Below are 14759 nucleotides of genomic sequence, written 5' to 3'. Positions count from 1 at the left end.
GCGATCGCATCTAGCTGTTCATCAGATAAATTGGGCGTTTGTTCATGGTTTCTATAAGCCTCTGATATCTCATCTGTGGTAAACTCATAGCCTGCCGCTTTCGCTTCTGCCATTACTGACTCATGATTCCCCTTGTATTGCTCTACTTTAGCGCGGAAAGTTCCATCGCTAATCAACTTATCGATAAAAGCTGTAGCTTGTTCTAAAGACATCTTGATTTCTCTCCTGATTTAATTATTAACTTGGTTAGATTTACTTAAGTGTTTTCTTTTAGGTCTTATTGTTGGTACTTTTGTCTCTATTAAAAGAAGACAATTCAGATAATATCACAAACTCTTTGTTTTTCCTGTAAAATTTTTTAAAGTATTAACAAAGTTAGAATTAAGAGGAAGTCTGTCCAGGATTAAATATTAAATGTACATGTTGAGACAATTTCTCATAATCTCAAGAAAGCCGAGAACCAAGCATAAACTCTCCTACTGAAGACTCTTGATAATAATCAATCCCTGTTGCTTGAGCAAAGAGTTCCCCATTACCAACCCCCAAAGCACAGGGGGCTAAATTCATTGCTGTCGCTACTAAATAAAAATTCTGATAGAGAACCCCCACATGTTTTAAAATTAAAGCATAAACAAACCCTTGATATTTCCAATATATTCTCCCAAATCTAGCTGTTATAATTAAGAGAATCTGTGGTCTATCTTGCTGACCACTAGCTAACCAGGCAGAAGTTAATAATGCTTCTATATCGTGATTTATGGGTGTTATTTTTGTTAATTGATGTTCCCCAGGGTGATAATAATAAAGACCTGATTCTAGGTTTTGACAAGTATTAATTACCGGATAAATTTCTAATTCATAAATTTTACCTCCTCCAGGATAAATACGACGACTTAGTTGCCCTAGTTCAGTATTAATTATTTCTTTGACTCTAGCTGTACGATAAAGAAATTCTCCTAATTGTTCTACAGTTATAGCAGTCTTTCCATACTTTCTCAGGGATTTTCTTGACTCTAAAGCCTCTGATAAAGATATATCTGTATTTAATAAACAATCTAAATTGGGGGTAAATAAATTAATCTTTTTTTCTCCCCTAGAGGGTTTTAAAGCAGGCAGAGGTTTCAAGTTGTCCTGAAAACGATAAGTTGCCCCCATGGGATGATTGTGGCTACCTAAACGACTGCGACTATGAAAGAGTAAATCGTGGAATTCCCAGAAAACTAAGGGAGGTTTTTCTGACTCGGTAGTCAGCATTTGAGTAGTTAAAAGTAAACTTAAAAATTCTTGAGCTAAAGTTTCTGTAATTCCAGGAATTGCTAAACTTAATGTAGTGCAATTTTGAGGTTGAGATAATTGAGATATGAGTGCAGTAGCTCGCCAATCTAATAAAATTATCTTGGTCGGAGACAGGGGAGATTCCAAGAGCATTTCTCCTGCGACTTGATGGAGATAGGCAAAGCGAGAGAGGGTAAATAAGGCTTGAGTCGGAATGATTTGATCTTGAAATTGATAAGAATCAGTCATGCTGATTGCTTTAGCCAGGGGTAAAACTGCCTGAGTCAGCCAACCTTGATTAAGGAGTTTTTGCAGCTCTAAGTTAAATTTAACTAATTCTGATGGATCCTCTGTTGCTAAAATCAATTCTCTTAACTCTGAAACAGTGATACCATCATTTTTAAGCTGTTCTAAAGCGACGCGCCAACCAGGCTGAGGCAGTTGAAGAGTTAAGCTGCGGTTAGGGGATTGTAAGATAAGTTGATTGTGTTTAGCAATAATGGTTAGATTTGGTAGGAAAGCAAGGGTTAAAAATGAGTACATTTAGTTGAGAATAATAAAAATTAAGCAAAAGACCATTCAACTCATGCTAATTGACGGGTCATTAAATCGGCAAATAATCCCTTTTGATTAAGTAATTGTTCAAAATTACCTGACTGGACAATCTGACCTCGATCAAGAACATAAATCTTATCAGCGTTGCGAATAGTACTAAGACGGTGAGCGATGACAATCCGAGTGATTCTCATGGTGTCAAGACCTTGAGTAACAATTGCTTGGGTTTGATTATCTAAAGCACTAGTTGCTTCATCAAACATTAAAATTTTGGGCTTGAGAACAATTGCTCTAGCGATCATCAATCTTTGTTTTTGTCCACCGGAAATATTAGAAGCTCCTTCGCTAACCATCGTGTGCATTTTCATAGGCATAGCATTAATATCATTAGCCACTCCCGCTAGGGCTGCCGCTTCCCAAGCTTCATCTTCACTAATTATGGCTCCACTGGCAATGTTGTCAAAAATTGAGCCTGGTTGTAGTTGTCCATTTTGAAGCACTACCCCCATTTGCCGCCTGAGAGATTGAAGGTTAAGTTTGTCTAAATCTTGGTTATCATAATATATTGCCCCTGATTCTGGTTGTTCAAATCCTAATAATAGGCGCAATATAGTTGACTTACCACTGCCAGAACCTCCCACCAAAGCAATAAATTGTTCTGGTTCAATTTTAAGGCTAACATCGTTAAGGATTAGGGGGCTATCGGGGTTATAACGGAAGCTAATATGCTCAACACTAATTCTTCCTGTAATTATGCCTGGATCGATGGCATTTTGAGCAATTTCTAGGGGGGCAGTTAAAATGGTTTGGGAGCGTTGCCATAAGTTGATGACATTGAGAGATTGAAGTAAGGTTTTAGTTAATTGATTTATACTAGCCAAAAAAACACCCATAGCGGAATTAAAAGCCATAAAATTTCCTATACCTAGGCTAGTGTTGATACCTAAAGATTCTGCTTTAAGCAAATTAAACATAAATAACCAAAAAATAATTATATAAATTAACGGAGATAAAGATTGATTTAAAATTTGATCAATATTCTGTAAAAATTTTACTTTTAAATTGAGGGACATTTGCTTTTGATATTCCTTAGCCCAATAAGCAAAAGCACGTTTTTCAGCACCTCTAACTCTCAATTTAGAAACGCCATTAAGCAACTGAACCACTAGTCCAAATATTTTTCCTTCCAGAGCCAATAATTGATGATTTTTCTGAAATTTCAGCCAGCCAATGATCGTAGAAATCGTCACAGAAAAAGCTGTGAATAGTAAAACTGCCACTGCTAGTTCCCAACCATAATAAATCATTAATAACAAGTTAAAGAGAGCAAATGAACTATTAATAAGTGTGGTCAAAGTAGAGCCACTAAGCTGGCGACGAATCTGAGTAATTCCTTCAATACGTGAGCTCAAATCTCCTGTAGAATATTGGCGAAAAAAGGGCATGGATAACTTTAAGACCCTGTCCCAAACAGCAGCCTGAGTGGGCGGGTCGGTAGTAACTTCTAAACGGAGTAAAGTAAACCCTTGAACTAACTGAAAAATACCAATTCCGAAGGTAGCTCCTAAGAGAACGGCTCCCATTTGTAAGAGTACTGTAGCTTCATTGTTGGGAATGACATTATTGACTAGAAACCCTGTGAGAATGGGGGTTAGCATATTGAGTAAGGTTGCCGAAAGAGCAGAGAGGGCAATCACCAAAATATCCCTAACTCGGCCTTGGAAGGCAAACTTGAAGAGATCTCCTGCCTTGATAGGTTGATCAGGTAAGGAGCGATAGAAGACAAAAGCTTCCCTAGACAAAGAATTAGCTATTTCATCATTGACTAGAGTGCGAGCCATGGTAGTTGGATCTAATAACTCATATTTAACTCCCCGAATTGGCAGGATTGCCACGGGGGTATGATCCTCCTTAAAAGCGAGCAAAGGACCATCATGATCTTGAAGCCACCATTGACCTGTTAAAGACACTAGTCGCGATCTTAATTTAGAAGCGCGGAGAATGGCTTCTAAAAGATTAGCCCGTTTGGGATCTTCTGAAGGTGCAGGGGGAAAAATGGGCACTCCCATAGCCTTGCCCACCGCTCCCATAGCAATTAGTAGAGGTGTTTGCTCTTCTGTAAAGGGTAGAGACTCTGTTTGGGGCTCAAGAATAGATGCTAAAGCCTGAACGCTTTTGGTGATCGCCTGTTGATCCATTTGCTCTCTTTGGGCGAGTCTGTGCTTGGCTTGCTCTAAGTCCCTGTCTAAGCGTAGCTTGATTTCTTGCCAAAGCAAGTCATGCAAATGTTGTAAACCTTCAATTAGGTTTTGACTGTCCTTAACGGTGACAGTAGGCTCTAATTGAGCTTCAACTTCCCCTATAGCTTCTAGCCAAAGTTTAGGACTCAGAGGAAGAATGGCAGAATTTGGGTCAATGATCACAGAATCAATACCTAGAAACTTAGTCTTGCCTTGGTTGGCTGAGTACCAAAGTACTTGATTAGTTTGAAGAGTTTGTTGCTCAGTCAATTGTATTGTGCCTGCTTGGGAGGCTCTGAGACTAATGGGGGGACATACAGAAAAAAGTTGATTAGTTAAGACAGAAGCAATTTTCTCAATCCAGCTTTCAATCAGAGTGATCCCTTGCTGGCTTTGTTCCTCCCCTAATGTCTTAAAATGGGACAAAGAGGTCTTGAACCATTGAACCTTTTCGGTGGTAAAAGCAATTAACTGATATTCTGGATTATCAATTTTAGGATTGAGCCCAAAGAGCCCTTCTTTTGCTTGCACAGTAAACAGATAATGCCAATCTCTTTGAGGTGCACCATTAACTACTGGTCTAATGTATATTTCTGCTGAACCTGACTCTAAAATTAAAATCGTTTGAGGTTGATCGAGAACAATTACTTGCTGACTTTCAACTCCTTCTGAATCCTCCGAATAATTTTTGATGATAGTCATTTTATTCCTCCTTCCGCCTTAATTAAATCTGCGTAATATCCTCCCATAGCCCATAATTGCTCATGAGTCCCTCTTTGTAAGACTTTACCGCGCTCTAAAACAATAATTTCATCACAGTCTCGAATCGTGCTCAAACGGTGAGCAATGATTATACAACTACAATTACGTCTTCTCAAATTGTAGATAATCTGTCTTTCGGTTTCAGCATCAAGAGCACTGGTGGCTTCATCCATCACCAAAATGCTAGGATTAATTACTAAGGCGCGAGCAATTTCTAGACGTTGTCGTTGTCCCCCGCTCAAATTCAGTCCCTGTTCGAGTAATTCAGAATCATAGCCTTGGGGAAGAGCAAGAATTATGTCATGAATAACAGCATCCTTAGCAGCTTGAACGATGTCAACTTCGGGTATGGTATAATCCCAAAGCGTAATGTTGTCCCTAACTGTTCCTCCAAAGATAAATATTTCCTGCTCTACCATCGCCAAAGAATTGACAATTACCGAACGCGGAATGGCACTACGAGGTTTACCATCCAAGATAACCTCACCAGACAGGGGTTGATCTTGACCCGCAATTAACTTACCAATCGTAGATTTCCCTGAACCGCTACCACCGACTAGGGCTATTCTTTGACCTGGTTCTAGGGAAAGGTTGAAATTTTCAATTAACGGAGGTTCTAGAGGATTATAACCAAAGCTCAGATTTGTCAATTCTAAATAACCCTTCAATCTCGGAGTGGGAAAATTCTCCACAACTTTGTCTTCAGTTTCTGGATCAACAGGGTTAATTAAAACATCATCAAGACGATTCACATCACCCACCAATTCTTGAATTTGTTGCCCAAAATTCACGAGATTTTCTACAGGAGCTAGGAATTGACCCATTAGTTGAGTGTACGCTACAAAGCCTCCTAAACTAAGGTTGCCTTTAATTACTGCTATCCCGCCTAGAATTAGTACGGAGGTATTTGCCAACATTTTCATGGTTGGGGACAAAACTGACAAAATTTGGTTTGTCACCCCTAATTTCTGTATTTTGTTGGTTGCTTTGGTGTAGTAACCAGCCCAACGGGAAAAAAAGTCTGACTCTATTCCCGAAGCCTTAATGCTTTCCATACTTTTAAGACCCTGAATACTGACCCCTGCTACCTTACCGTAGTCTTGAGATAGAGACATATTCAGATTGATCCGTCGACGAGACAACCATTGTAATACTAGCAAATTAACAGCTGCGATCGCCACTAGTAACAAGGTCAAGGGAATATTATAAGTGAATAGAAATATACCATAAATTATCATAGTAATCAGACCAATGGTGGTAGTAGCCATTTGTCCTGAGAGTATATTTGCTAACTTGTTATTCAGATCAATGCGATTAGCAATATCCCCTGCGGAGCGTTGAGCATAAAATCTCTGGGGCAGACGTAAACAGTGCCAAAGCAATTTTCCCGACATGGAAACCCCTAGTTTGAGGTTTAGACGCCGCAGATAACGTAATTGAACTTCTTGGAGGAAAAAAGTCAGTACCCCTGCGATCCCTAATCCCCAAAGTAGAGGGATAAACCAATCTATTTGATCTTCGAGTAGTACTTCATCAATAAATTGCCCAATTATTACTGGTAAAGCGATATTAGGAATTATCAAAAATAAACCTGCCAATAAACTGCCTAGGAGGGAATCATAATGATCCTTTAATCGGCTATTAATTGCTTTTATAATATTAGGGGGGTTGCCTCCTTTTTGAAAATTAGGACCAGGCTTAAGAGTCAATACTACCCCAGTATAACCTTCATCAAATTCTTGCCAAGAGATAGTGCGCCTACCTGTAGCTGGATCTGAAAGATAGACTTGATTTTTCTTAAAGCCTTCTACCACTAAAAAATGATTAAATTGCCAAAAAACTATGTAGGGTAATTCTAGTTCTTTGAGTTTGTCAATCTCTACTCTCAATCCTTCAGCTTTGAGTCCATAATTCCTTGCTGCTTTAATCACATTGGAAGCCTTGCTTCCATCCCTAGAAACTCCACAAGCTATGCGTAATTCGCTCAAGGGCACAAATTTTTGATAATACCCAAGGATAATAGCTAGACTAGCTGCTCCACACTCTACTGCTTCCATTTGTATGATGTTAGGAGTAGTAACTGGTTTATGTTTGATCTTATCCATGTTTGATTCATCTCCTACTTAGTAGCATCATTTCTGGTAATTGGTTAACTTGGAAACTATTCACACTTATCTATTAATTCAATCACTGATTAGTTCCGGTAATCGAGCGTAGCAAAGGAATGACATAAGTAATGGGAGCTCTTTGTTCCACTACTACCGTTCCTGTTGCAGTCGTACCTTGAGTTATTGAGAGTTGTGGTCCTGCACCCGATGACCATTGATAACCGCTAAAATTTTTAGGTTCTGTTTTTAATTCAACATAAACTTGAATATTTCTTTCTTGATCGACGACGGTTTGTGCTAGTTGACTGTTACCAATAGTAGTTGTTGCTTCTGCTGCGGAAACTGGAAAGGGTGAAACCTCAGACACTGTTCCGATTATGCCTCCAAAGCGATCTTTTTTGACAACGCTAGGTGTAATTTCTGCCATCATTCCTAGTTCTACCCTTTTCCCTTCTCCAGTTTTAAAGTAAAGAATGGCTTTTAAATTACTATCTTCTTCAGTCCCTGATGACTCTTGTAGTATGGCTACGGGGGTCCCGGGATTTAAGATTTCACCAATACTCGCTTCTATAGATAAAATTTTCCCACTCTTTCTACTAATTACTTGACCTTGAATTTCCAATTGTTCTTCGAGAGCAGCAATTTTATTTAATATTTCTTGTTTTTGTTGAATTTGTTGGTTTAATGTTTGCAAGTTTTTGAGATTTAATTGAGTTTTATCAGCTTCTAGTTTTCGGATGCTCGATTCAAGTTCAATCAAATCATTTTGATTTTCTGCGAACTGCTGTAGAAAACTCGCTTCTTGAGCTTCTAGTTGTGTTAAATTAGTCCGGACCAGGAAAATCTGATCTCTATTTTGAAGATATTGTTGTTGAGCTTGTAGAAAAACTGTTTCAGTAATTAGTCCTTGGTCAAATAGTTTTTGTTGAGCTTCCAAAGCTTCCTTTAAATACTTATTCAAATCTGACAAAGCGCTTAATCTTTCATTTAATTCAGCTCTTTGACTTTCTATACTAAGTTGATTAGATTGACTTAAAGTTGCCTGTAAACCTTGTATTTGAGATATTAGCTGTTTATTACTTTCGATTTTAAACTCAATATCAGCTAACTGAATACTTTGTTCTCTGTCGATAAGTTCATTTTCCTTTTGAAACTGTTGTTCAAGTATGATTAGGTTTTGCTGTTCTTCTGCTAATTGTAATTTAAGTTCAGGTTGCTCAATACGCGCAATCACATCTCCAGGTTGAACTGTGTCGCCTATTTTAACTTTTATCTCCCTCAATTGTCCCGTAGCTTCTGCTTCTATAGGGATAATTGGTTGAGGAGAGCTTAAAATTCCCAACCCCATCACAGTACTATCTATAACTCCAAATACACTCCAGAGCAAAATTCCGAGCACTAATGCACCTAAAGTACTTAACCACAACCAATCTTTTGGTTTAATCACTTCCATTAATTGGTCGAGCTGCTCTGGGGAGGATATACGTTTACTAGTTTTTTCCCTAAAAAGTTTTGGTTTTTGACGATTAAACATAGAAATTGATAATTGATAAATTTTTGATAATTTCTGCTTTCACTATGCACCTTGACTCAAACAGAAGTTTATTTATTATCTATAGGTGTTAATCTTGTGTTGGTTGCATTACGAATACTGGCTAAAGCCAAGTTATAACCAATAATAGCATTATTAAAATTTTCTTCTGCCTGATTTAAAGCAATTTCAGCAGAGATTAGGGTATTAATATCTATTACACCAGCTTGAAATTGAATCCGTCTGGATTTTAGTGTCTGCATGGCTAAATCTAAGACACTCGAAGCTAACTCAACATTTTTTTGATTATATTGTAGTTGAGTAAAAGCTTCCTCAACCTCTTGCTGAATTTGACTGCGGATTACATCTAGCTGTCTAGATGCAGCGTTCATTTGAGCTTCTGCTTGTCGAGCTTGGGCTCTGGCAATACCTCCATCAAAAAACTCCCAAGTGATTTGAGCTGTGATGGATGTGTCTATTTCTATCCCAGTTTGATTTAAAGTCGAACCGTTGAAACTTTCTGAGATGTAAAGACGGGATGCGGTCATTTCACTATTAAGCGAAATATTTGGTCGAATCTGTGCCAGAGAGACTTGGCGATTTGCTTTAGCTGTCTCAACTTGAGTTAGTTGCTGTTTTAATTCTGGTCTTTGCTGCCAAGCTAGACTAATACTTTCTTCTAGAGATAAGTCCCATTTACCAGCCTTTTCCACTGAACTGCTTGCCTGGATTTCTAAATTAGCTGGCAAATTGAGCACTTGAGTTAATTGACTGAGGGCAACAAGACGATTATTGAGAGCCTGATTAAGGTGTTGACGGTAATTCGCCAGATTGAGTTCCGCTTGGGCAACATCTGGTTGAGTAACCATTCTTGCTTGTGCTAAAGCTTGGGTATCACGCAAGGTAGTTTCGGAATTGACTACAGCTTGACTAGCAATTTTGAGATCTTGTTCAGCTGCTTGTAACTGATAATAAGCTTGAATTACTGCTAGTTCTACCTCTAAGGTGGTGATTTCTATCTCAAGGGTTGCTGATTCAAGTTGTGCTTTGGCTATTTGGAGTTGCCCTGTACGCAAACCGCCGGTATAGACATTATAGTTTAACTCAATTGAGCCTGATAGAGTGGTATTGAATTCATCATTGCCAATGATGTCTATGCTAACGCCTGTTTTGGGATCACTTATCAGTTGGTCGCTTATTTGGAGATAACTAGATAGTGATAAAGTCGGAAAATAACTTCTAGATGTCGCTTTTAATCCTTCTTCTGCTTCTAAAAGCTGTTGTTGAGCTACTTGGATTTGAGGATTTCTTTTAATAGCCATTTCTACAGCTTCTTCCAGGGTTAGAGATAGTACTTCTTTCTCATTGATAGTTGATTGTTTTAAAGATTGTAAATGGATGGAATTGGCATTCTGTTGCCAAGTGCTGTCCACCAACCATGGTTCAGTAACTTTCTCAAAGGTAAAACATGCTATTAAAGGACATGATAAGTAAATACTTACTAGTTTATTGTTTCTCATGGTTAATTTTAATTTTCATATTGTCGAAAATCTCTTGATCTTGCTAAACTTTATCTAGTAGATTATATAATGTCCGATTAATTGATGATCATCAACTTTTTCCTTCATACCTTTTTCCTTTCATCAGTGCTTTATCTCAACTTTATCGTAAGTATTCACCCGAACTTGATATTAGACAAGAGTTTAACAGACAATTTCAATAGTTTATAGTTGTGGATTTAGAGTTTTTTTTCTGTCAAGATTATCATAGTGCTCGCCAAAACTTTTTAGCAGCATCTAAGGAAGTTAATGCTTCCATGCAATCATTGCAACATCAGCAATTCCCTGAACTTTTTTGTGATGTAAGTATCTTAGAAAAATCATCTCAGCAAGCTTTGGTTACCATATCAGGAACTCACGGAATTGAAGGTTATTGTGGCTCAGCCATTCAGACGAACCTGCTTAAGCAACAGCAACATAATTTACCTAGAGAACTCTTTCAAGTTCACATTCATAGCTTAAATCCTTGGGGAATGCAATACTTAAGCAGATGCAACGAAGATAATATCGATCTTAATCGTAATTGTCTAGACTTTTCACAGCCTTTACCTGTTAATCCCTTTTATCCACTAATTCACCCACTGATTGATGTTCCTGTTTGGGAGCAACCACAGCAAGAACAATTTTGGACATTTTATCAGTCATTTGTGTCGAAGTATGGTTTAGCTACTTGGAATCAAGCTTTTTCTGGAGGTCAATATGACTATCCTAACGGTGTAATGTTTGGTGGTTTATCTCCGAGTTGGAGTCATCAAATTTTAGAGCAGGTCATCAACAGTCTTCCTGAAAATCTTGATTGTATAGTGGTTATTGATTTTCATTCAGGTGTAGGAAGGTTCGCTCATGAATTAATTTTTGTAGCTCACTCAAGTCAAAATGCTCTACAAAAACTGTCGAAAATCAAGAAAGATAAAATCTTAATTTATTCTCATAATAATTTAGCTATTAATACAGATAATATTTCAGGTTTATTAGTAAACAAATTTGCCCAATATTTTCCTCAAAAATGTCTAAGTTTAGTGGTAGAATATGGTACTTATAATCATCAAATCATGATAGAAGCAATTATTAAGGATAGATGGAATCGTTATCATTCCGAGAGAAGCGATCGCTCCGAAAGAGAATTTTTACTGAATTGGTATTCTCCTGCTCATCCATATTGGCGCAAGCAAGTAATTGCTCAATCTTTAGACTTGATTACCAAATTGTTCTCAGCATCCTAGCCCATCTCTCTTTACTGGATGTAGGCAAATTTCCTAATCAAGTTATATTGATTACTGAGTAAATGTAAATTTTTGTGACAGCAATTTAAGACCAATCTTCCGAGTAACTACCTCAGCTGTCTTGTTTGTGATTGTTGGTGCAGGAATCCGTGTTGGTGGATTGGTTTAAAATCTTCTCTAAATACCCTAAAATCACTATACCGATAATCACGCTTATACCCAATAACAACCAAAAACCATGGACTAAAACCAGAGAATCTTGATCTAATGCTAATCCGCCTAGGGGAGGACCAATCAAATAACCGATCGCCCAACATTGAGAATTCAAAGATAAATAAACTCCCCGTAAATTAGCAGGAGATAATTCAACTACTAAAGCAGAAGCAGATGGTGTATAGGTTACCATGGCTAAAGCAAGAATACTCAGGGCGAGAATGGCTGTTAATACCGCTAAATTAGGTATATTTCCCGTTAACCAAATCAAACTAAAACCAATCCCCCACAATAATAACGAAAACATCAATACTCTCGGACGACTAAAACGATTCAAATAACGGGCGATGGGAAGCTGAGTTAAAGCAGCAAAAACAATATGCCAACTAAATAAGATACTGATTAATTGTGGGGAAAATCCCGTGACTGAGTCTGTAGTAGTAACAAAGTTACTAAAATACAAAGGCATGGTACTTTGTAACTGGGATAAATAAGTAGTAATCATAATATTGACTAGCAAAAACACCATTAAAGGGCGATCGCGAAAAGCTACTAACCATCCTTGGGAAGCAGACTGGGAATGTTCATTAAATTGATAAGTTTCGGCGATCGCCACATAGACTAAAGCAAAAAACACTACAAAAGAAATTCCGTCAATCACAAACAACAGTCGATAACTCAGGGAACTAGCGATCATCGCACCTCCCCCAACTACTCCTATACTTAAACCCATACTATCAGCCAGACGAGTTACCGCAAAAGCCTCATTTCTTTGTTCTGGTGTACTTAAATCAGCTACTGCAGCTTCAGTCGCCGGCCAATATAAACCAATCCCCAACCCCATTAATAAATTACCGAGAATTAGGGTCAAGAAATCATGAGTAAAAAATAAAGCCACATCGGCGATCGCACTTACTGCAGCTGACAATAAGAGAGTACCCCGTCTTCCCCAAAAGGGAGAATCTGTAAACCAACCCCCGAGGAAGCGACCAATAATACCTGCTACCGATCCACTTCCTAAAGCGATTCCCACCGCTGTTGCGCTTAAACCTACTTCATTGACAAAGAAAATCGGCGCATAAAATAAAGTAAATCCCGAACCTATTTGTGATAATAACCTACCAAAAGTTAGTAACCATATTTTCTTATTTAACTTGGGAATAAATCCTCCCCAAAAATTTTTCATATATAATCATCAACCTCTGATAAATTTGTCCGAATTGTTTTTAATAGGGGTAAATGATGTAATAGTACAGTAAAAGTAACTGTTGAACCTAATCCTTCTCCCATACTATAAAAAGATATTGTCCCTCCCAAAGCTTTAACGAAGGTTTTAGAAATAGCTAGACCTAAACCAGTTCCTGGATAAAATTTAGTTGGCGAATTATCTACTTGAAAAAACTGTTCAAACAACTCATCTTGTTTATGTAAAGGAACACCAATACCTGTATCAGATACACTAATTTTAACAACTCCTGGAAATTGTTCATCTTTAAAAGTAACTTTCTTGCTAATTACCTCGGCGATAATATAAACACCTCCTTTATGAGTAAATTTAATAGCGTTACTTAACAAATTTAACATTACTTGAAATAAACGTTGATAATTACTGTAGAGAATTACTTCTTCATAAGTAGCGGGATATTTAATCTTTAGAGTTATTTTTTTACTTTCTGCTTGAGGACGCATTAATTTTTCTACACTTTGTAATAATTCACTCAAGGGGATGGTTTTAAACTCTAATGACATCCTTCCTGATTCGATTTTATGAATATCTAGTAAATCATCGATTATTTTTAATAAATGACGAGAAGATTGAGAGATTTTTTCTAAAAATTCCCTTTGTTGTTCTGGTTCAGTAACAATACCATCTAAGATAAAATCAACAGAATTAATAATTACATGAATAGGAGTTCTCAACTCATGAGAAGTATTAGCTAAAAAATTACTTTTATAGCGAGATATTTTTTCTAATTCCTGATAGAGAGTTGCATGAGCGATCGCTGTTCCTACCTGATCTGCTAACTTATTTAATAAATCAACTTCTATTTGACTCCATTGACGACAATAATCATTTTGTTGTAAACAAATAAGTCCATTACGTTGATCTTGATAAAAAGTAGATAGAATTAAAACCGACTTTTCCCCAAATATATTATTATTAATTTCTTGAATAATTACAGGTTCTTTAGCCGATATAGCTTGTCGCCAATAGGATTGAGAATCTAAATTAAACCTTTTACCCAAAACGGAACGAAAAGGGGGTTTACAGAACTCTGCTTTTACCTCTAATTCTTGATTTTGTCCATCACAATAAATCAGTAAACAACGACTAACGTCAAGTTTTTTTCCCAAACTATCAACAGTTTCTTGCCAAATAGTTTGTAAATCGAGAGTTTTACGAATCTTATTACTGATTTGATTCAACATTTCTTGATAAGGCTCTAAAGAAACTGGTATTAACTTATAGCCAGTTAAGTTTGTTGTTTCTCTAGTAACCAAATAACCCATAACTAAAACCTCTTCTACCCTTCCTTGAGTTTTCAAGATTGGAGTCATAGTTAATGCAAATAACCAAGATTGCTGCTGATGTTGAAACTCCCATTGACATTGTTCAGCAATTTTACTATCAATAACACGATTAAGTCTTTCTAAATAACTATTTATAGCAACAGGTACAAAAATTTCTTGACAATGTTTTCCTGCTATTTCATCAACTAAGTCAATATCTTTACCCTTTTGCCAATAAAAAGAGATGTATTTACCCAACTTATCTTGAATATAAACCAATTCTACATCTAAAGTTTCCCAATTCATCGTCTTTTTTACTTACTAACCCCCTTTACCCATTTCCCCACCCATTGCTAAAGCTATAAGGATGGGGTTGTTAGACCAAAATTTGGTTAACAATATTAATCATTCCACTCACCCCTAGGGGGTACAGGTGGATTGCGTCTAAAAGTACGACTCAATTCATCATCACGGTATCTTTCACCTTTTAACCATTCTTTAATAGCTGTTTCAATTACTCTACTAGGATCGCTGGTAAGATGTTTAAGTTGTTCGATAACCACTGGATCGAGGTGAATAGAGATTTCCACTTTTTCAGCCTGGCGTTGGAAATTAGTTACATTCTCATTCATTATATTTTTTTGCCGATTAATAGTCCTACAATTGCATTTTACTAATAAAAAGGCAAGAGAATATAGGTGTTAATCCGTTATAAGCAAAACTTATGATTAATATAAGTAAAAACTAAGTTAAAAAGCTTTACAAAACTTTAAAAAAGGGTT

10 protein-coding genes are annotated in these 14759 nt (G+C 37.1%); 1 reads left to right on the top strand and 9 read right to left on the bottom strand.

Going from position 1 to position 14759, the window contains the following annotated elements; translation table 11 throughout:
- The 6 genes from EA365_13625 to EA365_13600 form a co-directional block, all read right to left on the bottom strand.
- Positions 1-212: Nif11-like leader peptide family natural product precursor (locus EA365_13625; protein ID TVQ43042.1), on the bottom strand; the 212-nt coding region annotated here is incomplete at its 3' end.
- A gap of 232 nt (positions 213-444) precedes the next feature.
- Positions 445-1818, bottom strand: a complete 1374-nt coding sequence (locus EA365_13620; protein ID TVQ43041.1) for a SagB/ThcOx family dehydrogenase — start codon at positions 1816-1818, stop codon at positions 445-447.
- Positions 1819-1859: 41 nt separating this feature from the next.
- Positions 1860-4772 carry an NHLP bacteriocin export ABC transporter permease/ATPase subunit gene (locus EA365_13615; protein ID TVQ43040.1) on the bottom strand — a complete coding sequence of 971 codons (2913 nt, stop codon included), beginning with the start codon at positions 4770-4772 and terminating at the stop codon, positions 1860-1862.
- Positions 4769-6937, bottom strand: coding sequence for an NHLP family bacteriocin export ABC transporter peptidase/permease/ATPase subunit (locus EA365_13610; protein ID TVQ43039.1), 2169 nt, complete (start codon positions 6935-6937; stop codon positions 4769-4771). Before EA365_13610 ends, EA365_13615 begins: the two co-directional genes overlap by 4 nt.
- Positions 6938-7019: 82 nt before the next feature.
- Positions 7020-8474 (bottom strand): NHLP bacteriocin system secretion protein, encoded by a 1455-nt coding sequence (locus tag EA365_13605; GenBank protein ID TVQ43038.1) that lies wholly within the window; start codon positions 8472-8474, stop codon positions 7020-7022.
- A 68-nt stretch (positions 8475-8542) separates the two neighbouring features.
- Entirely contained in the window at positions 8543-9991 is a 1449-nt protein-coding gene (locus EA365_13600; GenBank protein ID TVQ43037.1) for a TolC family protein, read from the bottom strand.
- A gap of 206 nt (positions 9992-10197) precedes the next feature.
- Between EA365_13600 and EA365_13595 the strand changes: the two genes are divergently transcribed.
- Positions 10198-11253 (top strand): DUF2817 domain-containing protein, encoded by a 1056-nt coding sequence (locus EA365_13595; protein TVQ43036.1) that lies wholly within the window; start codon positions 10198-10200, stop codon positions 11251-11253.
- A 112-nt stretch (positions 11254-11365) separates the two neighbouring features.
- On the opposite strand, the gene EA365_13590 is transcribed toward EA365_13595, so the two are convergent.
- The 3 genes from EA365_13590 to EA365_13580 form a co-directional block, all read right to left on the bottom strand.
- Positions 11366-12652 (bottom strand): MFS transporter, encoded by a 1287-nt coding sequence (locus tag EA365_13590; GenBank protein TVQ43035.1) that lies wholly within the window; start codon positions 12650-12652, stop codon positions 11366-11368.
- Positions 12649-14283, bottom strand: coding sequence for a sensor histidine kinase (locus EA365_13585; GenBank protein ID TVQ43034.1), 1635 nt, complete (start codon positions 14281-14283; stop codon positions 12649-12651). The genes EA365_13590 and EA365_13585 overlap by 4 nt, the downstream gene beginning before the upstream one ends.
- A gap of 95 nt (positions 14284-14378) precedes the next feature.
- Complete coding sequence (locus tag EA365_13580) at positions 14379-14609, bottom strand: hypothetical protein (protein ID TVQ43033.1); 231 nt, start codon at positions 14607-14609, stop codon at positions 14379-14381.
- Positions 14610-14759 lie beyond the last annotated feature (150 nt).

Origin of the sequence: Gloeocapsa sp. DLM2.Bin57 (assembly GCA_007693955.1) — a bacterium.
Lineage (GTDB): Bacteria > Cyanobacteriota > Cyanobacteriia > Cyanobacteriales > Gloeocapsaceae > Gloeocapsa.
The sequence above is the reverse complement of the archived record's forward strand: the minus strand, read 5'-3'. Positions and strand labels throughout refer to the sequence as shown.

Excerpts from the sequence above, each read along its gene's own strand:
- EA365_13580 (TVQ43033.1), bottom strand. The coding sequence starts at position 14,609 with ATGAATGAGAATGTAACTAATTTCCAACGCCAGGCTGAAAAAGTGGAA.
- EA365_13615 (TVQ43040.1), bottom strand. The coding sequence starts at position 4,772 with ATGACTATCATCAAAAATTATTCGGAGGATTCAGAAGGAGTTGAAAGT.
- EA365_13620 (TVQ43041.1), bottom strand. The coding sequence starts at position 1,818 with ATGTACTCATTTTTAACCCTTGCTTTCCTACCAAATCTAACCATTATT.
- EA365_13600 (TVQ43037.1), bottom strand. The coding sequence starts at position 9,991 with ATGAGAAACAATAAACTAGTAAGTATTTACTTATCATGTCCTTTAATA.
- EA365_13585 (TVQ43034.1), bottom strand. The coding sequence starts at position 14,283 with ATGAATTGGGAAACTTTAGATGTAGAATTGGTTTATATTCAAGATAAG.
- EA365_13610 (TVQ43039.1), bottom strand. The coding sequence starts at position 6,937 with ATGGATAAGATCAAACATAAACCAGTTACTACTCCTAACATCATACAA.
- EA365_13590 (TVQ43035.1), bottom strand. The coding sequence starts at position 12,652 with ATGAAAAATTTTTGGGGAGGATTTATTCCCAAGTTAAATAAGAAAATA.
- EA365_13605 (TVQ43038.1), bottom strand. The coding sequence starts at position 8,474 with ATGTTTAATCGTCAAAAACCAAAACTTTTTAGGGAAAAAACTAGTAAA.